The following is a 26,439-nucleotide window of genomic DNA, read 5'->3' as shown; positions in this document are numbered from 1 at the left end:
CGGGTAGGATTGGCAATGACCGGGAGACGACTCATGAGCTGGGTGATGCTTCGGGTAGGTCTAGCCTAAAACCGGATTTAGAGCTGCCAAGTCGGCTTTAGCTTCTCTTTATAAATTAGCTCTTAGAACTGACTTACGAAGTTAATATTAATTAACTCTCAAGTCAGATTTAAACCTACCTAGATAGCTTTCAACCCTCTTGACAAGTTAGCTCCCAGTCCTGTTTTAGGAGGTGATAACAACCTTTCAACCCTTTGTTTCGATCATTCTTGTCCATCAACTCAGGGCTACTGCCATGACTCGGCGATCGACCCCATCAGTTCCCTTGGCCCAGCAACGGGTTTGGATCGGTAGCGCCACGGTGCTTTGGACAGTGCTGGCGATCGCCGCTGAGTTTTTGACCCCCACCGATTACGTGTTGGGGTATCTATATGTGGTTCCGGTCGGGCTGGTGGGGGCCTATGGTCGGCCCAAAACCACGATGGTTGTCACTCTGGGGGCGATCGGGCTGGTGTTGCTTAACCTGTGGGTGCCGGCCGGGGCGATGGGTTCACCGGCCGCCATCACCAATCGGTTGTTGGTTTGTTTGGCCCTGTTGGTCACGGCCCTGTTGAGCGATCGGGCCCGGCGCGATCGCACCCGGTTGGCCCAACAACAGGCCCAACTGGCCGCCCAAAGCCAGCTCGCCCAACTGCGCGAAGACTTTGCCGCCACCTTGACCCATGATCTGAAAACGCCGCTACTCGGGGCGATCGCCACTCTGGAAGCCTTCCAATCCCAACAACTGGGCCCCGCCACCGAACAGCAGCAACAGGTGTTGGCGGTGATGTTACGCAGTCACCGCAACAGTTTGCGCCTGCTGGAAAGCATCCTGGAAATTTATCGCAACGACGCGGAAGGAGTCTGGCTCGATCGCCAGCCTTGGGAGTTGGGCGAGCTGGCGGAACGGGCGATCGCACCGTTGCGGGTGTTGGCGGCGGGGCGGCGCGTCACGATTCGGCTGGAGCGCGGCGATTCGGGCTTTTGGGCCAGCTTTTGGGTGGCGGCCGATGCCTTGCAGTTAGAGCGGGCGATCGATAACTTGCTGCTGAATGCCCTCAACCACGCGCCGCGCGACTCGCAAATTTTGGTGCAGTTGCGATCGCTCGGGTCTTGCCACCGGCTGGAGGTGTCGGACTCGGGCCCCGGCATTCCCCCGGCGGCGCTGCCCAAGCTGTTCGATCGGTTCTATCAAGCGGGCAGCGATCGCCAGCTCACCGGCTCGGGGTTGGGGCTTTATCTCAGCCGCCAAATCATCGAAGCCCACGGCGGTAAAATCTGGGCAGAGAACCGATCGCCCCAAGGCGCAACCTTCCTGGTGGAGCTGGCCGCTTGTCCTCCGCCAATTACCCCCGCAGTCCATGCAAATTCTGCTGATTGAAGACGACGAGCTATTTCGCCTGGGGCTGACGATCCGGCTCCAGCAGGAAGCCGATTGGCAGGTGGCGGCGGCGGCTGATGGCGAACAGGCGATCGACCTAGCTCGCCAACAATGTTTTGATGTGGCCCTGCTGGATATTGGGTTGCCGGGGATGGGCGGCGTGGAAACCTGTCGGCAACTGGTGCAAATTCAGCCCGCCTTGCCCGTGTTGGTGCTCACCTCCCGCGCCGAACCCGACGCGATCGCCCGGTTGGTGGCCGCCGGAGCACGCGGCTATTGTCGCAAGGGGATTAGCGCCGACACCCTGATTCTGGCGATGCGATCGATCGCTGCCGGGGCCTCCTGGTGGGACGACCTAGCCACCAGCCAAATCCAAGCAGCCATGGCCCAATCGGACACAGCCAGCGCTCCCCAAACCGTGACAAGTCGGGGAGATCGCCTGATCCATGGGGCGATCGAGGAACTCACCCAACGAGAACAGGAAATTTTGCATCTGATCGCCCAGGGCCAGAGCAACCAAGACATTGCCCAAACCTTGCACATTGCCCCCGGCACGGTGCGGGTGCATGTCCATGCCATTTTGCAAAAACTGGGCGTGCGCGATCGCACCCAAGCCGTAGTTCACCTCTTGCAACACCAAGCGCCTATGGGCGATCGCGCCATCTCCTAGGTGGCCTTGGGGATTTTTCACCTAATATTCGTGATATTCGTGCAAGAGGTTGATTGTATCATGGCTCATGTGTTAATCATTCATGAAGTGGAAGGTTACGCCACTTGGAAAGCGATTTTTGACGGCGCTGCCAACATTCGCCAACAGGCAGGCGAGCGCTCTTATCAAGTATTGCGGGATGAATGCGATCCTAACAAGATTGTTCACTTCTCCCATTGGACTTCAATTCAAGATGCTAGGGCATTTTTTGAGTCACCGAGGTTGGTAGAAATTCGCCAACAAGCCGGTGTGAAAGCACCAGAATTTATCTATCTCGATCAGTTAGAAACGGGAATTTTGAAGCCTGAAGATTGATTGCTCTTCGAAGCTAGAATGTCGTTTCTCCCAGCAATTCATCCATGGGAGCGCAAGTCGCCTATCTTACGTCAGTGGCGGCAGCGCAGAGGGCGATCGAGCACACCCGTGCTGAACAGAGAGGGCGATCATGACTCAGCCGATCGAGTGGAATCTGTGGGATTTGGATCGATCGCTTGGCTCAGTTCCACTTCTTCGTAAACCAACGACAGCGGACAAGCAAAATTGAGACTCATCAGCTCAAGAATCGGCTGGTTCGGATCGGCTTCATCGTCAGGATATGCGGTTAATTCCCACTTCCCAGCGCTCGTTTTGCGATAGCAATCAACTCCCACCTTTTCCGCATCGATTAGCACGTATTCTTCTAAGGTTGGAATGCGGCGATAGTAGCGAAATTTGTCGCCGCGATCGAACCCGGCGGTACTGGGGGATAGCACTTCAACAATGCATTTGGGATAACTGATGGCCTCGATCGCCCGTTGATCGCGATCGTCACAACTCACAACTAAATCGGGATAAAAGTATGGCCCGGCAGCGCTGACCTGCACCTTGGCATCAGCCATTCGCACTTTGCAGCCTGTTCCGCGCAAAAACAACCGCAGGGCACTGGTTAAGTTCACCGCAATATCGTTATGGGGCAAGGTTCCGCCAGCCATGGCATACACCTGCCCATGGATATATTCATGCTTAATGGGCTGCTCAGATTCCCAAGCCAAATACTCCGCAGCGGTCATGGATTGGGACGGAAATGGCGGCTGAATTTGAGCAATCACGATGCAGCTCCACCTTAATCATTTCAGCGTTGCTATCTCAGATCCCTTGATCCAATTCCCGTTTTCGCTTGAACAGAAAAATGATTGAAAGTTTAGGTGACGCGGTGGGGTTCGCTTTCGGGGGTGTAGTCGATCGGCATCACGCCCTCCGTGTTTTCGTAGGGGTGGGGAATGATGTAGTGGCTCATTACCTGACCGCCATAAACCGCTTTCGCCGCTTTGATCCCTTCTTCCATGGCCCGCTCCACCTCGGAGACGGGGCCGCGAATGGTGATGAAAAAGTTGCCCTTTTCGGCCTTGTCAAAAAACACCAGGGTGACGCGCCCGCCTTTCACCATGGCATCGGCGGCGGCCAGGATGGAGGGAAAGCCAAGGGTTTCGATCGTTCCAACGGCAATGGGCATGGGACAGCAGGGACGCGAAAATGAAGGGCGCAGGTCACGGGGCAGCTAAGCCAACCCTGGCAAAAGTGTAGCGCGATCGGGTCGAATCGCCGCTAGGGATCTGAGCAACGGCAGGATTGGGGCTGGGGAACCCATTCGGGTTTCTTCACTCGCGGGGAAATGGGAGCAAAGATGAGCAACCCAACGAGCAGTTTAGGCAACTGAGTTAGCAATTCAGATCGATTCCAATCAACATTCGATCAACATTCGTTGGCCGATCAGTTGCATAAACGCCAAGGGCCGATCTAGATTAAAGCGCTACAGTTTCTTTAGAATTGGGTTTGCTGACTATCCTGAAGGCTCGAATCATTTTGGTGCACCCCCTCACTCCCCAGTCATCTGTACGACTCGATGAATGACGATTTGTGCTGGCGGATGTGCGCACCAATCTTCCGATCCGACCAACCCAATCGCGGTTGACTGGTTCTGCTTCCAGCGGTTTTGGCCCTGGGTCATGGGATTGAACTGGGTCATGGGATTGCAGTCGATCGCCCGCGTGCTAACCCCGTGCTCCCGATGCCGGTTCCGCCAGCGATTGACACGATCGTTACCGATCAGTGCTAATCAGTAGTTGCCAATACAACCAGTGCAACCGCGTTCACCGGACAATCAGTAAGCCCCTCCGGCTATGTATTCCGGTCGTTTTGCCGGGGACTCAAGACCAAGCTCAACAGACGGTCTTTTAACCCAGTCATAACGCAAACTCTGTAGTTTCGATCGCATCCGATCGACCCTAACTTGATCGATCTCAGCAGCGGCCACTCGATCGCCGCTGTGGCTCGATCGCCCTCGCTGTCTGTTTTTTTTATTCACCCCGATCGCCTAGTCCACCCGATCCACTATGAGTGACCGCACCAGCCAAGCCCCTGTGTTTTCCAGCAATCCGTTGCCGGTAATGCCGGAATCCGGGTTGCGCTATCTGACTGAGGAGCGCGATGCCTGTGGCGTAGGCTTCATTGCCCAGCGCCAGGCCCAAGCCAGTCACGACTTGGTGGAGAAAGCTCTGATCGCCCTGGGTTGCATGGAGCACCGGGGCGGTTGCAGTGCCGATCGCGACTCGGGCGACGGCGCAGGGGTGATGACAGCGATTCCCTGGACCCTGATTGAGCAGTGGGCCGCCACCGAAGGCAAGACCATCGAGCGCGATCGCACGGCGGTGGGGATGTTGTTCCTGCCGTTGGATACGGACAAGCTGGCCAAAACCAAGGCCGCCATTGACGCAACGATCGCGGAGGTCGGCTTGACCCTGCTGGGTTGGCGTGTCGTGCCCACCCGCCCCGAGGTGCTGGGCATCCAAGCCCGCGAAAACCTACCGACGATCGAGCAGGTGATTATTGAATCCACCCTAACCGGCGATGCCCTGGAACGGCAACTCTACCAACTGCGCCGTCGGCTCGGCAATGCGGTGGTGAGAGCACTCGGTGAGGATGATACAAAAGTCACATCCCAGTCCGTAGGATTCTACGCTTGCTCCCTCTCGAACCACACCATTATTTACAAGGGAATGGTGCGATCGGAGGTCTTGGGCCGCTTCTATCAAGACTTGACCAACCCGGACTACACCAGCGCTTGGGCAGTCTACCACCGACGCTTCAGTACCAACACCATGCCCCGCTGGCCTCTGGCGCAACCGATGCGGATGCTGGGCCACAACGGCGAAATCAATACCCTGCTGGGCAACCTGAATTGGATGTTGGCCAAACAGGCGGATTTGGCCCATGAAAATTGGACAACCGAGGAGCTAAACGCCCTCAAGCCGATCGTCAGCTATGAAAACAGCGACTCGGCCAACTTGGATAACTCCTTGGAACTGTTGGTGCGATCGGGCCGCAGCATCCTGGAAGCCGTCACCCTGCTGGTTCCAGAAGCCTACGAAAATCAGCCGGATTTGGCCGATCATCCGGAAATCGTCGATTACTACAACTACTATCGCGGGGTGCAAGAACCCTGGGATGGCCCAGCGCTGCTAGTGTTTGGCGATGGCAAGATCGTCGGCGCAACGCTCGATCGCAACGGTCTGCGCCCCGCCCGCTACTGCATCACCCGCGATGACTACATCATTGTGGGTTCGGAAGCCGGTGTGGTGGATGTGCCGATCGAGAACATCCTCGAAAAGGGTCGTCTCGGCCCCGGCCAGGCGATCGCCGTGGATCTGGAAGCCGGTGAAATCTTGAAAAATTGGGATCTGAAGCTGAAGGTGGCTCGCCAGCATCCCTACGGCGACTGGGTGCGCGACCATCAACAGCAGTTGACCGCCCAACCCTTTGCGATCGATAAAAACCTGGATGAAGGTCGCCTACTGCAACACCAAACGGCCTTTGGCTACACCGCCGAGGATATTGATTTGGTGATTGTGGACATGGCGGCCAACGGCAAGGAGCCGACCTACTGCATGGGTGATGACATCCCCTTGGCGGTGCTCTCGACCCGGCCCCACTTGCTCTACGACTACTTCAAGCAGCGGTTTGCTCAGGTGACGAACCCACCGATCGACCCCCTGCGCGAAAAGCTGGTGATGTCACTGGAAATGCACCTGGGACGGCGTGGCAACCTGCTGACTCCGGCTCCGGAAGCGGCTCGCCTGCTGAAGATTAGCTCGCCCCTGTTGAATGAAACGGAACTGGGCAAGCTGTCCGAGTCCGGAATGCAAGTGGTCACCCTTTCAACGCTCTACAGCACGGCTGATGGCCCGGCGGGTCTGCGGGCAGCGATTACGGCCCTGCAAGAACGGGCCGTGGCGGCGGTGCAAGGCGGGGCAGAAATCCTGATCCTGAGCGATCGCACCGATGGCCTGTCGCCGGAAACCACCTATATTCCGCCGCTGGTGGCGATCGGCTCGGTTCACCACCACTTGATCCGCCAAGGAATGCGGATGCAGGTGTCGATCGTGGCGGACACGGCCCAATGCTGGAGTACGCATCACTTTGCCTGTGCGGTGGGCTTCGGGGCCAGCGCCGTTTGCCCCTACCTGGCCCTGGAAAGCATCCGCCACTGGTGGAACAGCGATCGCACCCAAAACCTAATGGGCAGCGGTAAGTTGCCGGCCTGCTCGATCGAGCAGGCCCAGGCCAACTACCGGGCCGCCGTGGAAGCCGGGTTGCTGAAGATCCTTTCGAAGATGGGAATCTCGCTGCTGGCTAGCTACCATGGGGCGCAAATTTTCGAGGCGATCGGGATTGGGCGCGAGCTGATCGACCTGGCCTTTGTGGGCACGCCGTCCCGCGTTGGTGGCTTGGGCGTGGCGGAACTGGCCCAGGAAGTGATGACCTTCCATGCGGCGGCCTTCCCCGAACTGACGGCCAAGAAGCTGGAAAACATGGGCTTCGTCCAGTACCGCAAGGGCGGCGAATACCACATGAACTCGCCGGAAATGGCCAAGGCCCTGCACAAGGCCGTGGATGCCTTCAAGGCTCAAACGCCCGAGGGCGAATGGATGCCCGGTGCGCAAGCCCTCAGCACCGAAGCCTACGATCATTACAGCGTCTACAAGCGCTATTTGCAGCAGCGCACGCCCACGGCCCTGCGGGACTTGCTGGACTTCGACACCAGCCGCAGCCCGATTTCCGTGGACGAGGTGGAGTCGATCGAATCGATTCTGAAGCGGTTCTGCACGGGCGGCATGTCCCTCGGTGCGTTGTCGCCGGAAGCCCACGAGGTGCTGGCGATCGCCATGAATCGGATTGGCGGCAAGTCCAACTCTGGCGAAGGCGGCGAAGATCCGCGCCGCTACATCACCCTGAACGATGTGGACGAAAACGGCCTGTCCGCCACCTTCCCGCACCTGAAGGGCCTGCGCAACGGCGACCGGGCCAGCTCCGCGATTAAGCAGGTGGCTTCGGGGCGCTTTGGCGTGACCCCGGAATACCTGATGAGCGCCGAGCAAATCGAAATCAAGGTGGCCCAAGGCGCAAAACCCGGTGAGGGCGGTCAGCTTCCCGGCAAGAAGGTCAGCCCCTACATCGCCATGCTGCGGCGATCGAAGCCCGGCGTAACCCTGATTTCGCCGCCGCCCCACCACGACATCTACTCGATCGAAGATTTGGCCCAACTGATCTTTGATTTGCACCAAATCAACCCGCGCGCCAAGGTGTCCGTGAAACTGGTGGCCGAAGTGGGCATCGGCACGGTAGCCGCCGGGGTGGCCAAGGCCAACGCCGACGTGATCCAAATTTCCGGCCACGACGGCGGCACGGGAGCCTCACCCCTCAGCTCGATTAAGCACGCCGGTAGTCCCTGGGAATTGGGCTTGGCGGAAGTGCACAAGTCTCTGATGGAAAACGGCCTGCGCGATCGCGTCGTCCTGCGCGTCGATGGCGGCTTCAAAACCGGCTGGGATGTGTTGATGGCGGCCCTGATGGGTGGCGAAGAGTTCGGCTTCGGGACGATCGCCATGATCGCCGAGGGCTGCATCATGGCCCGCGTTTGCCACATGAACACCTGCCCCGTGGGTGTCACCAGCCAACAGGAGCACCTGCGCAAGCGGTTCCCCGGCATTCCGGATCACGTGGTTAACTTCTTCTACTTTGTGGCTCAAGAAGTGCGGTTGTTGCTGGCCCGGTTAGGCTTCCGTCGCCTGGATGAGGTGATTGGGCGCGCTGATCTGCTGAAGCGGCGCGAAGATGCCAGCCTGACCAAGACCCAGGCGATCGACCTGTCGATCTTGACCAACCTGCCCGACACCCGGAGCGATCGCAGTTGGCTGAACCACAGCCCCCGCCCCCACAGCAACGATGTGGTGCTGGACAACGCGATCCTGGGCGATGAGGACATTCAACGGGCGATCCGCCACCAGGGCACGGTTCACAAAACGATCAAGATCATCAACACCGATCGCTCCGTGGGCACGCGGGTTTCCGGCAACATCGCCAAGCGCTACGGCGACAAGGGCTTTGAAGGGCATCTGCACCTCACTTTCGTGGGCAGCGCCGGCCAAAGCTTCGGAGCCTTCAACATCAACGGCATGACCCTAGAGCTGATTGGTGAGTCCAACGACTACGTGGGCAAGGGCATGAACGGCGGTGAAATCATCGTCCGGCCGCCCACCGAAGCCACCTTTGCGCCGGAACACAACGCGATCGTCGGCAACACCTGCCTCTACGGTTCCACGGGCGGCGTGCTCTACGCCAGCGGTCGGGCCGGCGAGCGGTTCGGCGTGCGTAACTCCAAGGGGCAAGCGGTGATCGAGGGCGCAGGCGACCACTGCTGCGAATACATGACCGGCGGCACGATCGTGGTGCTCGGTTCCACGGGTCGCAACGTGGGCGCAGGCATGACCGGCGGTTTAGCCTACTGCTACGACGAAGATGGCAGCTTCCCCGGCAAGGTGAACGGCGAAATCGTCAAGATCCAGCGGGTTTGCACCCCGGCGGGCGAGGAGCAACTGAAGACGCTGATCGAAGCCCACGCCGAAAAGACCGGCAGCCCGAAGGCGAAGGCGATCCTGGCCGATTGGGCGAACAGCTTGCCCAAGTTCTGGCAGGTGGTTCCGCCGTCGGAAGCGAACACGCCGGAAGCGAATGCCAACCCCGCCGAGGAAAAGGTGGCCGCAACGGTTTAATTTCGATTCCCTAGGGCGATCGGGTGGTGATGAGCTGCCCGATTCCTTGACCCCAGTTGGTTGCTTATTCAGGGCGATCGACTGGGGTTATTTTTGCGATGAATGTTGGCATTGGCTCGACAGTCAAAAAGACTGTGGTGGCAACACAACATTTTGAAGCCTAGAGATTTCAAGCACTGCTATTATGTAGAACTCGAAACGTAGGATTGTTGCTTTCCCACAGGCAAATTTTTGTATAAAGCTGTGTCTGGTAGAAAAATACTCCCTCATAAGCAAGTCGTAAGCTTCGCTCTAAATCATCTGGTTTTACTTCAGATTTATTCTTCTTGGAAGCAAGTTGGCGCAATCCAAGGGATAGAATTTGAACTAAGTCATGTCCACAGCAAACTTGCCAAGGATCATGACTATCATCTCTTTGATTTTCTATTTCCGTTTGCAGATCTTCAGTTTGTAATAAATGAGCTTGCGACTTATTTTTAACTTCCCTTATGAGATTTCTTAGACAAATTTGAAGTGTTTTTCCATCAATAAATCTGGCAAACTCAATCCCATCAAAAGTTAAGTCCAGCGACTCCTGTAAGGAAATCCACCTCAAATATCCAATAGGTATTCCACAGTCAAGAAGTTTCGTTCTGATTGTATTACTAAAATCAGTCATTTTCTGTCTAGAGCTTTCATCGTCACTCCGAATTCCAAACTCGCGAATTACCTTTTCAAGAGCAGGTGAAATCAGAAGCATAGTTTCTAAGTCATGCGTGTCTGTCTGAATCAAATTAGGACTTGTAGAGACGAAATTTTCAAGTCGATCAAAATCTGCATCAACAATAGCAACCACACCTTGGAAACTAAAACCTTCCAGAATCTTTAGAATACTGATAGCTCTTGACTTTCCTGAAGTTACTACTATCTGGCATTCTTTGTCATCGATAAAGCGTTCATAGAAGGTTCTATCTGAGTTACCTTCAATCAATAAAAAAGCACCAGAAAATGTGCTTCTCCTCATGTGAATAGCATTCGCCTCGCGATTAACAGAAATATGATCTCTCATTGCTGCGGTCTTTTTAACTCCACAGTCAAATCCCAACGGTCTTGAATAATATCAGGAGAGTGGGTGGCAATCAGAATATCAAGATCGGCAAGCTCTGTAATCTCTTGCAAATCTTTTAAGAACTGAGACTGCCAGCCTACGTGAAGCGAAAGTTCAGGTTCATCAATTAAGACTAAGGAATTTGGCTGAACCTTGAACAGTAATTCGTACAGCAGTACTAGTTCATGTTGCTCACCAGATGATAAGTCTGTCGGTGAAACTGTGCCATGATTTGGCGAATTAGGATGATATAGTGTATTAAAAACAAATCCTTTGTCTTTGCTAAAGCTGATCTCTTTATAGGAGTAAGAGAATTTTTTATTAATGATCCTTTTAAGCAAGTCAATTTTGTTTGCGATTTCACGGAAAACGTCAAGTTTTTTCTCAACATCTTCAATGTAGACCGAAAGAACATTTCGAGTACTTTCATCAATTGATTGCAGTTGAGTTAGTAACTCTGTATCCCCATCCTGATCTAATAGACCAATCTCAATCAATCCAGAACGAGTTTCTTCTAGCTCATCTAATTGCTGGCGGAGTTGTTCATCTGTAACTTCAGGAGATAATGGTTGCTTGACCACTCTTGCAGGAAAGGTTCTATCGAGAGACTGAGAAGTTGCACCATATTCTGCAAGTTTCGATTTAATGAGTTGAGCAATCTCTTCTGAATAGGCTAGTACTGTGGGCGACATTGAAGGTGAACCAGAGTAGCTTCTAGAAGAACGACTCGGAAGAAAATTTAATAATCGTTGTGATTCGATTAACCGAATATGAACATCACTTTTTAACTTAATTAACCAGTCATCTTCTGTGTATGGATTTCCTTCATCAGTCAGAAGATGACCGTACTTTTCGAGAACTTCTTGGGCCGTAAGAGGTTCACCTGTGCGCAAATCTCGCCACAGTTTGCTTCCGATTTGGCGAATTTCGGGTATAACTTCCTCCCATACATCAGGATCAAAACGAAAATTTGACATTTTTCGCTTTGTCATTCTTTGGTTGCTTTTTAAACAGAAAACTTTGTCTTCTTGTCCTGGCTCACGATAGACAAATTCGATGTCTTGTAAATGGCTTTGCATCTTATCTTTTGTATTCCCTTTAATTGCCACACTATCCCCATTAACAAATTCAATCTGGAAGTTCCTGAATGGAATTTTTTTGAAAATAGAATATTGAGCATTAAAAAATCCATTCAGCATTCTCAAGATAGCTGTTTTTCCAAACCCATTCGGCCCGTGAATAATTGTAATTTTTTCGCTTAAATTCAACGATATTTCATGGTTAAAAACACCAAAAAGTCCATCAACAGAGATTTTTTGAATTTTCATGTTTTTTCTAGATTTACACAATTTGCTATTGGCAGACTTGGCAAAGTGCAGGTCAAAAGTTGCGCTATCCTGCAAATAGTATAATTGACAGATGTGTAATAGAAAGGCGATACCTCTAAGTTAGCATCACTGTTACTTGGTGGGCGATGGGCAACTGGCTATATAGCCTCGTCATCGCTAGCCCGGCTCGTCCCTGAAGACTGAGGCAGGCCATGGGACGCTACATCATTTTCAAAACGGAAACGGCCGACGCGGAAGGGTGGGACGATCGGCAACTGATGCCCAGCGGTAGCCTGACGGATATTTTGGTTGAGTATTACGATGCGTCTCAGCGCCCCTTGCCTCAACCGGGCTATCGACTGCGCGATTATGTGCGGGTTGAGTCGGCGATCGATCCGCAATTTCCCGCCGCCAGCACCCACAGCCGCCTCAGCAATTGGCAAGTCACACGGGTTGAGGTTTATGAACCCCGGGAGATGGGCAGCGCGTTTGAGGCGATCGCCGTTTGCTTCTGTCAGTGGGTTCCGATCGCCGCCCCGATCGAACCCTTACCCGCGATCGAATCCCCAGCACTCAACCCAGCTTAATTAAACCCATGTGGTTGTTTTCGATGACGCATAGTATTGAAAAGCTAACTGTTGCGTGATTCCGAGATCGCGCTCCTACACACCCTACCAAGGGATTGCAAAGAGTTCGTCAAGATCGCTCGGCGGGAATGGATTATCCTCATTCAGATCCTCAACCGGCACTTTTCCGAAGATTTCCGTCAGCGCTTTCAAATGCTCTGGCCCATCGTTTTTGTAGTAGTCGATCGCCACATTTCCAACCTGTTGGATTGCCCACCAATCCATGCCACCACCAACAACCGCACCCAAAACGGGAACAGCGCGGCTGACTCCCCGTTGAATTGTTTTTTCGGCAATCTTCTTACCAGCCACTGACCATGCCATTCCCCTCAATAGTTGCGGCACACGCTTTAGGGCCTGGTCACACAGGGCATTGCCACCCAATCGAACCGCAGCTTTCGCAATATACTTACTGCTGTGGGAAACACCAAGTTTTACAGCGGTGGTTGCAGCGGATTTTTTAGCCGCTTGATTCACTGTAGCCCCCAGATTCCAAGTCGATTCAGGCTGTAGGTCTTGTAATTCTTCAGGAGTCAGTTCCAGATCTAATTCCTTGAAAGCTTGCTCCATTTGGGCTTCTAGCATTTTCTGGAGAGATCGAGAGATTTCATCAAAAGAATTATTAGACAGAATTAGTGAAGCATCGGTCTTGAAATCCGTTGTCTCGGCAGAGTAGCCATAGGCATAGGCCACGCTGTGAATGGTGAAGGTTTGCAACTTCAGCATTTTCACCAGATCTGCCGGTAAGGTAGCTACCAAAAAAGGTGCGCCTAATAAACCTGTTCCTGCCCCTAACAAGCCACTCATCAAAGATTGCTGTCCGATGATCATCTTTGCGATGTCTTCGGGCAATGCCGTGGGATTGTCAATGCGGGTTTTATGAACAGCTTCTCGAACTGCGGAAGAATCGACACTAGAGGCAGCATCTAGGAGGCCCTCAATACTGCGCTGCAAATCGAATGCTGATTCAGATGTGGGTTCAGACATGAGAATTCTGAGGGGGAAACTAGGAATCAGAACTGTCCATAGCAAACATAAGCGATTTGAGGAGCTTCACAGTTTCATGGCTAAACTGCTTTATTTTTAATCGCCATGCTCATTCTCCAATGAAATTACAACAATGTTTTCCTAATTTTTAATTAATCACGGCTTTTATGTGACTCCGATCACTGATATCGAAACAAGCAGATCACAAAGACTACTTAATAACCTGGATTATTAGTTGGTTTCTGCTCTATATGGTAGACGGTGTGTGGGAATGCCGATTAGGCGCTTCGTGATGCCGTTTGCAGGCGGGAAAATGCTTTGAACTGGGACGGTCGGGAAGCAGGCTGCCTGACATGCTAGGGAGATTGCTTTGTCTGGAAGGCGCTTACGATTGGCGATCGCTCGTTGCAGAAGCGCTTGTGCCAAGATCACAGCAGACAATCGAGTGGAGGATCAAGCGATGAATCCAGGGGACTTGCGATCGGCAGCGCTGCGGTTATCAGTGGGCGATCGGTTGCGGCTGATTTGGGATTTGGTGCGATCGCTCCTGGGCTGGGATGGGGCGATCGAGCCAGCCGCGCCCGCAGAACCAACCCTAGAACAGGCGATCGCCCGGATTGAACAACTAATTGACCAGGCCTTGGCAGCACATCCCGACTGGGATCCTGGCTTGAAACGGCCGGTACTCAATCGGGCGGCATCTTCCCTTTCGCAATCGCCCGATCGTTGGCGAGCCATCTTAGCCACACCGGAGGAAACGCTTCTGAAGCGTGTGAGCTTGTGGCTAGTCATGGAAACATTTAGTCAGATTGCAGCCGAAGAATCCGACACAGAGAAAGCAGAACTCGTAGCCATCATTGAGGGGAAATAGTGTTGGTTGGCTATCTGCTGGATACGAATATTGTGAGTGCCGTCATTCAGGGCAATACCTCAGTAAAAGCCAAGTTTCTTGAGGTAATTGTGGTGATGCCAATCGCTATTAGCGCTATTACCTACTTTGAATGTCGGCGTGGGTTGTTGGCGAACAAGTCGCAGAAGAAGATCCAAGCCTTTACTGATTTTTGCCAATTGGTCGATATTTTACCGGTGACGCATCCGGAGATCGTCAATATTGCCAGCGAGATTTATGCAGATCTGCGATCGCGCGGTTGCCTGATTCAAGATGCAGATATTTTAATTGCGGCAACGGCGATCGCCCAAAATTGGATTTTGATTTCCAACGATTCTGATCTCTCTCGCGTGCAAGGATTACGATTGGAAAACTGGCTGATTCGTTGAATCTAAAAAACAATGGGGGATCAAGCAATGAATCCAGGAGACTTGCGATCGGCAGCGCTGCGATTATCAGTGGGCGATCGATTGCGGCTGATTTGGGATTTGGTGCAATCGCTCCTGGGCTGGGATGGGGCGATCGAGCCGACCGCGTCCGCAGAACCAACCCTAGAACAGGCGATCGCCCGCATAGAACGCTTACTCGACCCAATTTTGTTGACATCAGACTTGGCCGAATCGGTGGATCGATCAGCATTGTTAGAACACTTGAAGGAATTACTGATAGCTGATCCTGATCTTTGCCAAGCTGTCTTACAGCAATCAACAGAGTCTTTGCAAAAGGCAATTACGGACATTGCTACTGCCAGTGCTGCAACAGCGGAATTAACCCAAACTTGCACTGCGGAAGAGTTGGCGGAGTTAGCTGCGATCGGAACTCATTAACTTCATGGGAATCCTGTTAGATACCAACATTGTGACGGCGCTCATGGTGGGTAATCCCTTGGCAGTCAGTCGATTCAATCAGGCTAAATTGCGGGGAACACCGATCTCGATTAGTGCAATAACCTATTACGAAATTAAGCGCGGCTTGCTTGCAAGGCCTTCGCCCAATAAGCTGTCAGCTTTTCAGCGGTTTTATCAAGCTGTGGATATCTTGCCAGTGACGCATCCAGAAATTGTGGAAATTGCTAGCGAGATCTATGCAGATCTGCGATCGCGCGGTTGCCTGATTCAAGATGCAGATATTTTAATTGCGGCAACGGCGATCGCCCAAAATTGGATTTTGATTTCCAACGATTCTGATCTCTCTCGCGTGCAAGGATTGCGATTGGAGAATTGGTTAATTCGCTAAACTGCTAACCCTTGCCCGCGATCGACTTTTCAGCCCTTCATTTGGATGATTAGGCTTTTTGGGCTTTGTAGAGTTGCTTAAAGCGTTCCTGCTGAATTTTGTGGTCAACGATCGGGGCGGGATAACCCAATGATCGACGCTCGATCGGGGTGATTTTTCCCGTGAGTAATGATCCCGTATCCAACCGGCGCAACTCAGGAACCCACTGACGAATATAGTCACCTTCCGCATCAAATTTTTGGGCTTGGCTAGCGGGATTAAAAATGCGTAACGGCTTGGGATCCATGCCACTGGAAGCGCTCCACTGCCAACCGCCATTGTTAGCCGAAAGATCGCCATCGACCAGATTTTGTATAAAGTATTTTTCGCCCCAACGCCAATCAATGATCAAATCTTTGGTTAGGAAACTGGCCACAATCATGCGACAACGGTTGTGCATCCAGCCAGTTTCATTCAGTTGACGCATTGCCGCATCAACGATCGGATAACCCGTTTGGCCATTGCACCAAGCTTCAAAGAGAGCTTCGTTGTTCTCCCAAGGAAAAGTTTTGAGGGGCGCGCGATAGGCTCCTTTTGCAAGTTCGGGAAAGTGATACATCACATGTTGATAAAACTCGCGCCAGGCTAATTCCTGTTGCCAGGTGCGAATGCTGTTGATGGCTTCTTCGCTGCGGGCATGGTCGAGGGCGCTGGCGCTGGCTTGCCAAATTTCCCGAATCCCGATCGCCCCGAATTTCAAAGCGGCGCTCAGTCCCGATGTGCCCTCCAGAGCGGGGAAGTTGCGATCGGGATCGTAGGCTTCAATAGCCCGTTGGCAGAAGGTTTCCAAGCGCGATCGGGCGGCGGCGGTTCCCGGTTCCAAAATCCAAGGCCCATCCCAGGGATACCCCAATTGGCGAGCGGTGGGCAGCGGGATAGCCTGGGTTTTGGCCCGCTCAGCTTCGGTGAGGGGCAAGAGGCGATCGGGCGTGGGAGCAGGGGCCGCTTTCGATCGGGACTGCCAATTTTTCCAAAAGGGCCCATAGACCGTGTAGGGCGTGCCGGAGCCGGTGCGAATTTCGTCCGGCGCATGGAGCAGTTGATCCCACTGGGTTTGAGCAGCAATGCCCCGCTCCTTCAGGGCAGCCAACAGGGCCCGATCGCGCTGTAAGGCGTAGGGTTCCACATCCCAATTCCAGGCCACGGCCACAGCTCCGAGGCGATCGGCTAGGTTGGGAATTTCCACCGTGGGATCCCCTTTGAGGATCAGGAAATCCCCGCCCCGTTCTTGATAGGTTTGCTGCAATTCTGCCAAGCAACCGATCAGATAAGCCACCCGTGCGGGAGCCACATCATCTCGATCGAGAATTCCAGGATCAAGACAGAAAACACCGACAACTTTGGGCGATCGGACAACGGCTTGGGCCAGACCTAAATTATCGGAAATTCGCAGGTCTTTTCGATGCCAAAACAGAATTAAGTCAGTCATGATCTCTGTCAATGATTCAGAGTAATGAATTAAGGAATAAGGAATATGGTTTCAGAGTTTACTCTCATCCCTGAATCAGACACTAAATCAGTCTGTCAAAAAGGAGCTTAAGCCCTTTGCCTATGTCATGGATCTCGTTTTGCTTGTGGTTTAGATCGCGCATTTTAGATCATGCATTTTAGATCGAGCATTGTGGATTGCAAAAATCAGTCGCTGATCTGTATGGAACTACAGAACTTCTGAGGCAATTGGCTTAGTTTGATCCTGCTAGGAATGGTTTGGCTAGAAAGTAGCTAGTGACGGTTTTAGCATCGACCATCACCCCCGATCGCACCGTTTCTTCAAACACTTCAGGAGTCATCAACACCACTTCGATGTCTTCATCGTCATCTTGTAGCGGTGGTTTGTCTAGCTTGGTCAAATCTGTGGCCAAGAAGGCATAAATTAGCTCATCGGAATAGCCCGGGGCGATCGGGAAATCCCCCAAGCAATGCCAGGTGGCGGCCGCATAGCCCGTTTCTTCTTCAATTTCCCGCCGAATGGTTGCCGCCGGATCTTCACCCAATTCCACAGTTCCAGCCGGAAACTCTAACAAGCGCCCTTGCATGGCGAAGCGATATTGCCGCACCAACACCAGTTGCCCATCGTTGGTAACCGGCACGGCCAAGGCCCCGCCGGGATGGCGAATACATTCCCACTCCCCCTCTGCGCCGTTGGGTAACCGCAATTGGGCAACCTCGAAGGCAAACTTACGACCGCGATAGGTGAGGCGATCGCGGAGTTTGTGGGCGAGTTCGGTTCCAAGGGGCATAGGACGGATGGGTCGTGAGTTAGGCTAGGGGAATGACTGCTGAACAGTCTAGCGTTTGGGCGATTTGCGTGATCGCCCGGCCCGTGAGCGGTTCCACCCAATCGGGGGCAATTTCCGCCAGAGGAACCGCAAAAAATGCCCGATCGCCTAATCCCGGATGGGGCACTTGTAGCCGAGGCGTTTGCATCACCCGATCGCCATAAAGCAACAAATCCAAGTCCAAGGTGCGCGGCCCCCAATGCACTGTCCGCACTCGCCCCGCCTCGTTTTCCAGGGCTTGCAATCGATCGAGCAAGGCCTCTGGGCTAAGGGCAACCTTCAACAGGGCGCAACCATTCAGAAAGTCCGGCTGGGGCGGGCCCATCGGCGGGTTGCGATACCAGCGCGATCGACCCGTGACCTGAATGCCCGGGGTGGCATCCAAAGCCGCCAGAGCACGCTCAAAGGTGGCGGCCACATCGCCCAAGTTGCCACCCAGGGCGATCGCACAGGGGATCGCACAGGGTAATGAATGCTTGGGCACTGAGTATGTGGGTACTGAATGCTTTGGCTCCCTCTGTGCCGGATTTATAGAATCTGCCAAATTCTGCCCCGGGGTCAAATCACTCTCCTGGGGCCAAGGCAAAGGTTCCATTTGCGGCGTTATCTTCGCCGTTGCTTGTGCTGTTAGTGGTGCTGTTGTGGGTGTTGCTCTTGGTGCTGCTGTCGGTGATGTTGTCGGTGATGTCCCATCGTCTGCTGCCCGATCGCCCGTGAATTGCTTCATCGTTTCCGTCATTCGCTGCCTGGTAATTCGCCCTTGATTAGCCCTATGGCCCCCGCCCCGTGCCGTCGCCAAACGGTCACCGCCAAACCGCTTTAAAATACCGCCGATCCTGAACTTCTGATGAATCTTCCCCCCGATCCCTCCTGGTTTCATTTGCTAATTCGTTTAGGGCTGGCCCTGTTTGTGGGGGGAACCATTGGGATCGATCGGCAGTTGCGACACAAGCCGGCCGGAATGCGCACTCACATGCTGGTGAGTTTGGGAGCCGCTCTGTTTGCTATCATTCCGGCGGAAATGGGGGCGAATATCGATGCCATCAGCCGATCGGCCCAAGGTGTGGCCACCGGAGTGGGTTTCTTGGGCGCGGGGGAAATTTTACGCACCAAACGCAGCGAAGAGAAGGTGAAGGGACTGACCTCAGCAGCGGCCGTTTGGGTCTCGGCCGGATTGGGGTTCGCGGCGGGCTGCGGCTTGTTAGGGTTGGCCACCCTAGGAGCACTGATGGCTTTCCTAGTCTTGCGCTTGAATGGGGTGGAGCGGCGTTTAACTCGCAATTTTGATATGAACGCAATTATGGACGATGACTAAACTACAGCAGCTCCCACTTGCCAAAGCCGCCTGGCCCAAGATGGCGAATTTGGTTTATTTAGATTGTCATGCCACGACCCCGATCGATCCCCGAGTGGCGGAGGCCATGTGGCCTTTTCTAACGGACTATTTTGGCAACGCAGGCAGCAACCACGCCTACGGTTGGGCTGCGGCGGCCGCGGTCGATCAATCCCGGGCCACCTTGGCCGCAGCCATCAACGCCAGCCCTGAGGAAATTTTGTTCACCAGCGGTGCAACGGAAGCCAACAATCTGGCTATTAAAGGCGTGGCCGAGGCCTATCTCAACAAAGGGCGGCACTTGATTACGGTGGCCACGGAACATTCGGCGGTGCTGGATCCCTGTCGCTATTTGCAATCCCTGGGGTTTGAGGTGACGGTTTTGCCGGTCGATCACCTGGGTTTGTTGGATCTGGAGGCCCTGGCCCAAGCCATGCGGCCGGAAACGGTGCTGGTGTCGGTGATGGTGGCCAACAATGAGATCGGTGTTTTGCAGCCGATCGAGCAAATTGGGGCCCTCTGTCGCGATCGGGGCGTGCTGTTTCACACGGATGCGGCCCAGGCGATCGGGAAAGTGCCCCTTGATGTACAAACCCAGTCGATCGATCTCATGTCCCTGACAGCCCACAAGGTTTATGGGCCCAAGGGCATTGGGGCCCTGTACGTGCGGCGGGGCAACTCCCGCGTGGCCTTGGCTCCCCAATTGCACGGCGGCGGCCAGGAACGGGGACTGCGGGCGGGAACCTTGCCCGTGTCGCAAATTGTTGGGTTTGGCCGGGCGATCGAGCTGGCGATGGAGCACTTGGCCACTGAAGCAGAACAACTGCAAATGCTGCGCGATCGGCTTTGGGAACGATTGCAAACCTACTTTGCCACTGCGCCGGGTTTGGCCCTGGAACTTAATGGCCACCCCAGCCTCCGCCTGCCGGGTAACTTGAACGTTACGATCGAGGGATTGCCCAACGGAGCCGTTTTGAAAGCTATCCAGTCGATCGCCGCTGTGTCTTCTGGCTCCGCTTGCCAATCGGAAACCGGCCGCCAATCCCATGTGCTCAAGGCGCTCGGGCAGTCGGCCGGCCCCCTCACCACAACGCTGCGGTTTGGGTTGGGTCGATTCCATGACTTCGCCACCATCGATCGAGTCGCGACCCGGTTAATTAGGGCGATCGAACAGATTCGCCGCAACGCTGGAACCCTTGCGTAAAGGCTCCTCCGCAGACTCAAACCGCATCCCAGATGGGCCACCCCTCGTTTAACTCCCCCGTTAACCATTGACCAAGCCTTGGCCCGACATTAACCAGGCGTTGAGTCAAAAATCTAGCCAGCCCATGGCGGTCGGCCACGGTATTTTGCGCTAGAGACAGAATTTCCCCCTCAATTTCCAAAATTTCTGCTACCTTGCGCTGTATCGCGCCAAGACCGAACCATCGCTCACCCCAGCGCCCGATTATTCACGGTTGCTGTTCACGGTTGCTGCTCACGGTTGCTGTTCACAGTGATCGTTCAAAGCCGTTGTTCAAAATCTCCATGAACAATCCGGTTTTCAGCACCCAGCGATCGGGTTATGCAATCAAGGTGGCATAACCGGCGCGATCGGGTAAAACTGATGGGGAAATTTGCTGGGCAATGCAGGTGATCTGCAATGACTGATTCCTGACCGCCCATCCTCACCTCGGCCGCAAATCGATCCCCGTCGATCGAGATATGAATCTCAAGCTATGAATAATGGCTCAATGGCAGGAGCGTCAGACTGATGGAGCAGGTTTTCCAATCGCTACTGCATAACCCAGTGGATCAAGTCAAAGCATAATTTAGGGTAAAACGGCATTCTCATGTACCCCAAATAACTTGTCTCTAAATAACTCATTCAAAATATTTTGGAGTTGATCGAATCTCTAATTTCATCTGAATTTTGTTGTTTTTTATGCCGCCTTACTCTTCACACCAATGCAATTTCATTTTCGAAAATCTTTCCTGAAATAAACGAGGCTTGAGTCTATTCATCATTCAATTTTATGGATTTAGAATTCTTGAGACCTCTTGAGAATTCTTGATTTTCAGCCCTTGATAACCACTGACATCTATTGCTTACGCCCCCTGACCACATCGACCCTCAACTGACCTCGTTCATCGTGAGTCTGCTGGTTGATTCCGTTGCTCCGCGATGTTTTCTCACGTGATGTTTTTTTAACCGCTATTCCTGCCCTTCCGGCTCTTCCTGTTGCCCCTATGACTCGGCTGTTTTCTAAACGATCTGGTTCTTCACGATCCCAAGCCACCCGTGGCTATCGTTCCAGTAAGGTGGGGCAAAACTTCAGTCAGCGATCGCGTTTTTCTTGGCGATGGTGGCTGTTGGCGTTGGTAACCTGTGCGGCGGTGTTGGGAGGCAGCTATGCCTGGACCACCAGCAATGCTTCGCTCAAAACCGCCTTGGACAATTCCGCCGTGGCCTCTCAATCGGCTCCGCCCCTTTCCCTAGGTGAAGCGCTCGATCGCAGCATTGGTAATTTTCGCCAGCAAGTGACCAGCCAAGAGCAGGAAATTTTGATGGCTCTGGGGAATTTGCCCCAAGCTTTTGTGGGCAAACTGGTGCGGGATCAACGCCTGGCCAGTGGTGAGAAGGTGGTGGCGTTGACCTTTGATGATGGGCCAGCCCCCCGTTATACCGATCAGGTGCTGGACATTTTGAAACAGGAAGACGTGAAGGCCACGTTCTTTGTGATTGGTCGCATGTTCCAGGCCTTCCCGACGATCGGGCAGCGCGTGGCCCGGGAAGGTCACGTGCTCGCTAATCACACCTGGTCCCATGGTTACCATCGCCATGCTCCGGCGGCGGCGGCCCGTGAAATTGACCAAACCGCCGCCATTATCCAAGCCAAAACCGGCCAGGTGGCTCGCCTCTATCGGCCGCCGGGTGGCGTTTTGAACAATGGGATGGATACCTACGCCCAAAGTCGTGGATACGCCACGATTATGTGGGGAACGGATACGGGTGATTGGCGCAGACCTCCGGCGGCTACCATTGTCGATCGGGTGATGCGAACCATGCACCCGGGCGATATTGTGCTGATGCATGATGGCGGGGGCGATCGACACAACACGGTGGCAGCCTTGCCTATCATCATTCGGCAACTGAAAGCCCAGGGTTACCGCTTCGTCACCATGCCGGAACTCTTGCAACTGCGGGCCCAAGCCAGCCGCTCCGCCAACACCCGAGCCACGGCCAAGCCCCAACCAACAGCGACCGCAACGCAACCGGCTAACCCTACGCCCGGGGCGATCGACCCAACGGTCAACGCTCCCATGAATTCCCCCAATTCCACCATGGATCTACCGCTGTAGGAACCGCTGAGATCGTTGCTGCTGTGTTCTCCGAATCGGGTGATCTCCCTGGGCCAATCGCCAAATAGATTCTGTGTTCCCCAAATCGAGTGATTTGCCTGGGCCAATTGCCAAATTGAATTGGCGCGCTATGGTGTATGGAACTTGTGCCGATCCCCGACAATTGCCTTGGGGATCGGTTTACGAGTGCCGCCCTATGCCAGATTTTGGCGCGAGGAGATCCCCTATGGCTAATGTGCAGACTTGCTCGACTTGCGGTGTGCGGATTGAAATGAATCCGCTGGGTGATCGAGTGCTGTTTTCCTATGGCAGCCCAGGCACAAGGGCGCGTCTTTGGAGCCGAGTTTGTAAGTTTGTAGCCGATCGGGGAGGTTGCATTAACCAAGATCAAGGGGCGATCGGGGCCACTGAGCCAAGTGATGAATATAATCCGATGCCGGAAGGGTAATCGAGCACGGATATAAAACTGAGAAAGAGTCGTGGCGGGTCAACCAACGACGATCGAACATAGGACAGAGAAAGTCCATCGGGTACTGCGTTGGGCCCGCCGATGGGGGCAGGGGATCGGTTGATCATCCCCTGCCTTTGGTTTTGGGGGAGCATTTTGAGAATGGGTCAAGATTTGGGCGATCGCGCCGGCCAGCTAGGCAGCGGGTTCAGGGTTCACGGGTTCAGAATTCACAGGTTTCACCACTGGTTCCATCCCAACCATTGGCAAAGCTGGTGGCAGGGTAGGTGGCAGGGTAGGTGGCAGACCGATTGGGCCAAGCTGCTGGGTCTGTGGCTGTTGGTGTTGTTGGTCGATCGGGCTTGGTTCGCGATCGACCAATCAGCCCCCGCCTGGGATCAAGCGGAATATCTAACGGCGGCCCTGACCTACGCCGATGCCCTGCGGGATCCCCAGTGGTTGTCTGGTTCCTGGTGGGTGGATTTTTGGCGACTCTCCCCCAAAGTGCCGCCCCTGGTGGCCATCATCACCGTGCCGTTTTTATGGCTGTTTGGCCCCACGGCCGATGCTGCGACGGCGTTGAATTCCGCCTGTTCGCTGCTGTTGCTGGGGTCGGTTTATGCGATCGGGCGGCGATTGTTCGATCGCACCACGGGCTGGTGGGCCGCCCTGCTGTGTAGTGTGATGCCCGGTCTGTGGCGCGTGCGGCTGGACTATCTCACCGAATTCCCCTTGGTGACTGTGGTAACGGCGGCCTTTGCAGCCCTGGTGTTTTGGGCAACGGGGGGCCGGTTGGGCCCCTGGCGCGGACGTTTGGCCCAGTGGCTGTGGGCGATCGGGCTGGGGCTGTTGTTGGGAGCTGGGCTGCTGACCAAGCAACCGGTGGTTTTCTTCCTGGGGTTGCCCTGGGCGGGATTGCTGACCGTTGCCCTCTGGCGATCGCGCTGGGAACGGGTCACCCAAGGCCTGTTGGTTCTGGGGATCGCTTGGATCGTAGCGGCTCCTTGGTATCAGGCAAATTGGCTCTTTGTGCTCAGTGGCGGCAAGCGGGCCACGGTGGATTCCGCGATCGTGGAAGGTGACCCGGCCCTCAACACCCTCGATGCTTGGACTTATTACCTGAAGCTTTTTCCGCAACATCTGTCTTGGCCCCTGCTGGGTCTGGCGATCGCGGGGGGCTGTTTGGCCTTTCTGAAATATCAACAACAACTGGCCTGGCCCGATCGCCCCTTGCCCAGTTCACCGGTTCCCAAGGGCGATCGCCGGGGGTGGCTCTGGACGCTGGGCTTTTGGCTCGGAGCCTATCTGTTGTGTTCCTTGCTGGTGAACAAAGACTGGCGCTACGTTTTGCCCTATTGGCCCGTGGGGGCGATCGTCTTGGCCCGAGGCTGGCTGGTTTGGGGAGCGCGGGTGCGGTGGAGCCTGTTGGGGCTGACGGTGTTGCTGTCGGTGCTCAGTTGGTTGCCGCCCACGGCCGCCGGGGTGGCTCCCTTGGTTCCCGGGCCGATGCGGGTGGTGCAATGGGGGCCCGCCTTGCCCCATGCCCAAGTGGTGCAGGCCGTGATCGATCGCGCACCCCATCTGCAATCCACCGTGGGCGTGTTGCCCTCCACCGCTGAACTGAATCAACACAACCTCAACTTCTTTGGAGCCGCCCGAAATTTTCAGGTTTACGGCCGGCAGGTGGGCACTGATCCGCAAGCCGTGGCCCAAGATGCCCGATCGCTCGATTGGTATTTGCTGAAAACCGGTGACCAGGGATCGATGCGGGGCCGGCGACGACGAGAAGCCCAAGCGGCCACCAGCCAAACCCTGCGCCAAAGTTCCGAGTTGCAGTTGGTGGAACATTGGCCCGTGGCGGCGGATTCCGAATGGCAACTTTGGCAACGGCGATCCCCATCAGTGACGGTCGCCCCCTTGGCCAATCCGGCTCCCTTGAAGCTCATGGCCCAACTGCCGGAGCGGCTGCCTCCGGGCCAAGTTGCGCCGGTCACCTACCGTTGGCAGGGCCCGGCGGCCCAACTGCAAGGGGGCTTGGCCCTGTTGACCTGGCAGCGGGAACCCACACCCGATCGCCCGGCGGGTCGCACCGGCTGGATTGACGATCGGGCCATTGGTCGCGGCCGGTTAATGACCCCTCTTCCCCCGTCCGCCGGCCAGGCCTGGGAGGTTTGGGATCGATCGGCCATGGTCTTGCCGCCGGACTTGGCCCCCGGTCGGTATCGTCTTTGGGCGAGTTTGTTGCCCAACGATCCCCAATTGGGCGATCGGGCCCAGCCGATCGCGATTCCCACAGAAGCCACCGTGGTGATTGACCCGGCCGCCTTGGCCCAACCGGCTCCCGAACTGGACGGCGTGGCCCAACTGCGGCTGCTGGGATTGCAATTGCGATCGGGGCGATCGGGCTTGGAATCCGTGTTCAACACCATTGGCCGGATTAACCAATACAATCCCAATCAAACCTACGTGGCCCAAGCGGAACTGACCCTCCGTTATCGCCTCAGTCAACAACCCGATCGACTCGGTTGGCGCTATGCCCTCGGCTTGGCCCAAGTGTTGGATCAAAACACCAGCGGCGCGATCGCCACCTTCGAGCAAATCACCCAAGCAGAACCACGCAACCCTTGGGCCCAGGCCTACTTGGCCGTGGTGCGGCTTTATGAATTTCAAACCGATGCCGCCTGGCCCGCCATCCAACAAGCCTTAGCCTTGGCTCCCCGAGTGCCCGAATTCCATTACTTAAAAGCCGTGGCCCATGCCCAACGCTGGGAACTGGGCCGGGCGATCGCTGAGTTGCGAATCGGTCAGTCCCTGGAGCCGGCCGCCACCCAAAGCCACCACCCCCCGATCGGGTTAATCCCGCCTACCAGTTGATCGCGACTGGTTGATCATGACCCGTTGATCGCGATCGGTCGCCTTGCCGTACAATAGGATGCTTGCTTATACCCTTTTTTGCCGCCAAGACCCAGCATCTGTTTAGGGCTGTGCAGTCCAGCGGTCTCAAGCATTAGCCCCTGTCGAGTTTCGACAGTCCAACCCTTAGTCAACAAGCAGAAACACCGCAATGGCTAAAAAGTCCATGGTCGAGCGCGAAAAGAAGCGCGATCGCCTGATTGCTAAATATGCCGCCAAGCGTGCCGATCTGAAGGCGCAGTTTGAATCCGCCCAGGATCCGATGGAAAAGCTGGCCCTGCATCGCCAAATTCAGCGCCTGCCCCGCAACAGCGCCCGGAACCGCCACCAAAACCGCTGCTGGTTAACTGGCCGTCCCCGTGGCTACTACCGTGATTTTGGTCTGTGCCGGAATGCTCTGCGCGAAATGGCTCACCAAGGCTTGCTGCCCGGTGTGGTCAAGTCGAGCTGGTAAGCCACGAACTGGCCAGCATCAGCAGTACCATTACCGCACCGTTTTGGGGCTTCTTGCCGAAGTCCATCCCGTTTTCACAAAAGCACGCCGGTCCACCCGATCGACGTGCTTTTGGTTCTATTACATGCCTTAAATAAACGTGAATTCGGGATAAGGGGAGCGAAGGAAAGACGGGGCTGGTTAAGCTGAGGCATTAACCAAAACAACACTCAGCCCAACCCCGCCATGCTCAGTCTAGAAGCTCTGTTCTGCAAAATCGAT

General features: G+C 54.8%; 23 protein-coding genes. 15 read left to right on the top strand and 8 right to left on the bottom strand.

Annotation, left to right across the window (positions count from 1 at the left end; all coding sequences use genetic code 11):
- The first annotated feature begins 295 nt into the window (after positions 1-295).
- From VPK24_RS12235 to VPK24_RS12225, 3 genes are read left to right on the top strand one after another with little or no spacing between them, the layout of a single operon-like run.
- Positions 296-1,420 carry a sensor histidine kinase gene (locus tag VPK24_RS12235; protein ID WP_393013726.1) on the top strand — a complete coding sequence of 375 codons (1,125 nt, stop codon included), beginning with the start codon at positions 296-298 and terminating at the stop codon, positions 1,418-1,420.
- Positions 1,401-2,090: a response regulator gene (locus VPK24_RS12230; protein WP_393013724.1), complete on the top strand. Its 690-nt coding sequence runs from the start codon at positions 1,401-1,403 to the stop codon at positions 2,088-2,090. Before VPK24_RS12235 ends, VPK24_RS12230 begins: the two co-directional genes overlap by 20 nt.
- Positions 2,091-2,150: 60 nt before the next feature.
- Positions 2,151-2,444, top strand: a complete 294-nt coding sequence (locus tag VPK24_RS12225) for a putative quinol monooxygenase (protein WP_393013728.1) — start codon at positions 2,151-2,153, stop codon at positions 2,442-2,444.
- 128 nt (positions 2,445-2,572) lie between these two features.
- Here VPK24_RS12225 and VPK24_RS12220 read toward each other — a convergent pair whose 3' ends face one another.
- Complete coding sequence (locus VPK24_RS12220; RefSeq protein WP_393013722.1) at positions 2,573-3,217, bottom strand: Uma2 family endonuclease; 645 nt, start codon at positions 3,215-3,217, stop codon at positions 2,573-2,575.
- A 92-nt stretch (positions 3,218-3,309) separates the two neighbouring features.
- Positions 3,310-3,621: a carbon dioxide-concentrating mechanism protein CcmK gene (locus tag VPK24_RS12215; protein WP_099531705.1), complete on the bottom strand. Its 312-nt coding sequence runs from the start codon at positions 3,619-3,621 to the stop codon at positions 3,310-3,312.
- 880 nt (positions 3,622-4,501) lie between these two features.
- Between VPK24_RS12215 and VPK24_RS12210 the strand changes: the two genes are divergently transcribed.
- On the top strand, positions 4,502-9,217 hold the full coding sequence (locus VPK24_RS12210) for a glutamate synthase-related protein (RefSeq protein ID WP_393013720.1): 4,716 nt from the start codon (positions 4,502-4,504) through the stop codon (positions 9,215-9,217).
- Positions 9,218-9,386: 169 nt separating this feature from the next.
- On the opposite strand, the gene VPK24_RS12205 is transcribed toward VPK24_RS12210, so the two are convergent.
- Entirely contained in the window at positions 9,387-10,265 is an 879-nt protein-coding gene (locus VPK24_RS12205; RefSeq protein ID WP_393013718.1) for a DUF4435 domain-containing protein, read from the bottom strand.
- Positions 10,262-11,632, bottom strand: coding sequence for an AAA family ATPase (locus VPK24_RS12200; RefSeq protein ID WP_393013717.1), 1,371 nt, complete (start codon positions 11,630-11,632; stop codon positions 10,262-10,264). Before VPK24_RS12200 ends, VPK24_RS12205 begins: the two co-directional genes overlap by 4 nt.
- 212 nt (positions 11,633-11,844) lie before the next feature.
- On the opposite strand from VPK24_RS12200, the gene VPK24_RS12195 reads away from it, so the two are divergent.
- Positions 11,845-12,219 (top strand): hypothetical protein, encoded by a 375-nt coding sequence (locus VPK24_RS12195; RefSeq protein WP_393013715.1) that lies wholly within the window; start codon positions 11,845-11,847, stop codon positions 12,217-12,219.
- An 84-nt stretch (positions 12,220-12,303) separates the two neighbouring features.
- Here VPK24_RS12195 and VPK24_RS12190 read toward each other — a convergent pair whose 3' ends face one another.
- Entirely contained in the window at positions 12,304-13,245 is a 942-nt protein-coding gene (locus VPK24_RS12190; RefSeq protein WP_393013713.1) for an EcsC family protein, read from the bottom strand.
- Positions 13,246-13,705: 460 nt separating this feature from the next.
- Here VPK24_RS12190 and VPK24_RS12185 point away from each other — a divergent pair, with 460 nt between their 5' ends.
- From VPK24_RS12185 to VPK24_RS12170, 4 genes are read left to right on the top strand one after another with little or no spacing between them, the layout of a single operon-like run.
- On the top strand, positions 13,706-14,116 hold the full coding sequence (locus VPK24_RS12185; protein WP_393013711.1) for a hypothetical protein: 411 nt from the start codon (positions 13,706-13,708) through the stop codon (positions 14,114-14,116).
- A complete protein-coding gene (locus VPK24_RS12180) occupies positions 14,116-14,523 on the top strand; it encodes a type II toxin-antitoxin system VapC family toxin (protein WP_393013709.1) in 408 nt (135 codons plus the stop codon). Before VPK24_RS12185 ends, VPK24_RS12180 begins: the two co-directional genes overlap by 1 nt.
- 27 nt (positions 14,524-14,550) lie before the next feature.
- Positions 14,551-14,961 (top strand): hypothetical protein, encoded by a 411-nt coding sequence (locus tag VPK24_RS12175; protein ID WP_393013707.1) that lies wholly within the window; start codon positions 14,551-14,553, stop codon positions 14,959-14,961.
- Between the two features lie 4 nt (positions 14,962-14,965).
- Positions 14,966-15,370: a type II toxin-antitoxin system VapC family toxin gene (locus VPK24_RS12170; RefSeq protein WP_393013705.1), complete on the top strand. Its 405-nt coding sequence runs from the start codon at positions 14,966-14,968 to the stop codon at positions 15,368-15,370.
- 49 nt (positions 15,371-15,419) lie between these two features.
- Here the strand turns inward: VPK24_RS12170 and VPK24_RS12165 are convergent, their stop codons facing one another.
- The 3 genes from VPK24_RS12165 to folK form a co-directional block, all read right to left on the bottom strand.
- Positions 15,420-16,838, bottom strand: a complete 1,419-nt coding sequence (locus VPK24_RS12165; RefSeq protein WP_393013704.1) for an FAD-binding domain-containing protein — start codon at positions 16,836-16,838, stop codon at positions 15,420-15,422.
- A 253-nt stretch (positions 16,839-17,091) separates the two neighbouring features.
- Entirely contained in the window at positions 17,092-17,649 is a 558-nt protein-coding gene (locus tag VPK24_RS12160) for an NUDIX hydrolase (RefSeq protein ID WP_393013703.1), read from the bottom strand.
- Between the two features lie 19 nt (positions 17,650-17,668).
- Positions 17,669-18,172: a 2-amino-4-hydroxy-6-hydroxymethyldihydropteridine diphosphokinase gene (gene folK, locus VPK24_RS12155; protein WP_393013701.1), complete on the bottom strand. Its 504-nt coding sequence runs from the start codon at positions 18,170-18,172 to the stop codon at positions 17,669-17,671.
- Positions 18,173-18,535: 363 nt separating this feature from the next.
- On the opposite strand from folK, the gene VPK24_RS12150 reads away from it, so the two are divergent.
- The 6 genes from VPK24_RS12150 (at position 18,536) to rpsN (ending at position 26,178) form a co-directional block, all read left to right on the top strand.
- The gene (locus VPK24_RS12150) at positions 18,536-19,003 is read left to right on the top strand and encodes an MgtC/SapB family protein (RefSeq protein ID WP_393013699.1); all 468 of its coding nucleotides are present in this window, start codon (positions 18,536-18,538) and stop codon (positions 19,001-19,003) included.
- On the top strand, positions 18,996-20,225 hold the full coding sequence (locus VPK24_RS12145; RefSeq protein WP_393013697.1) for a cysteine desulfurase family protein: 1,230 nt from the start codon (positions 18,996-18,998) through the stop codon (positions 20,223-20,225). The genes VPK24_RS12150 and VPK24_RS12145 overlap by 8 nt, the downstream gene beginning before the upstream one ends.
- Before the next feature lie 1,025 nt (positions 20,226-21,250).
- Positions 21,251-22,363 carry a polysaccharide deacetylase family protein gene (locus tag VPK24_RS12140; protein ID WP_393013695.1) on the top strand — a complete coding sequence of 371 codons (1,113 nt, stop codon included), beginning with the start codon at positions 21,251-21,253 and terminating at the stop codon, positions 22,361-22,363.
- Positions 22,364-22,589: 226 nt separating this feature from the next.
- Positions 22,590-22,811 carry a hypothetical protein gene (locus VPK24_RS12135; protein WP_099531689.1) on the top strand — a complete coding sequence of 74 codons (222 nt, stop codon included), beginning with the start codon at positions 22,590-22,592 and terminating at the stop codon, positions 22,809-22,811.
- A gap of 162 nt (positions 22,812-22,973) precedes the next feature.
- On the top strand, positions 22,974-25,685 hold the full coding sequence (locus tag VPK24_RS12130; protein WP_393013693.1) for a glycosyltransferase family 39 protein: 2,712 nt from the start codon (positions 22,974-22,976) through the stop codon (positions 25,683-25,685).
- 190 nt (positions 25,686-25,875) lie between these two features.
- On the top strand, positions 25,876-26,178 hold the full coding sequence (gene rpsN / locus VPK24_RS12125; RefSeq protein WP_099531687.1) for a 30S ribosomal protein S14: 303 nt from the start codon (positions 25,876-25,878) through the stop codon (positions 26,176-26,178).
- Positions 26,179-26,439: the final 261 nt, after the last annotated feature.

This window comes from Limnothrix redekei LRLZ20PSL1, from assembly GCF_043235035.1.
Classification (GTDB): domain Bacteria; phylum Cyanobacteriota; class Cyanobacteriia; order CACIAM-69d; family CACIAM-69d; genus CACIAM-69d.
The sequence above is the reverse complement of the archived record's forward strand: the minus strand, read 5'-3'. Positions and strand labels throughout refer to the sequence as shown.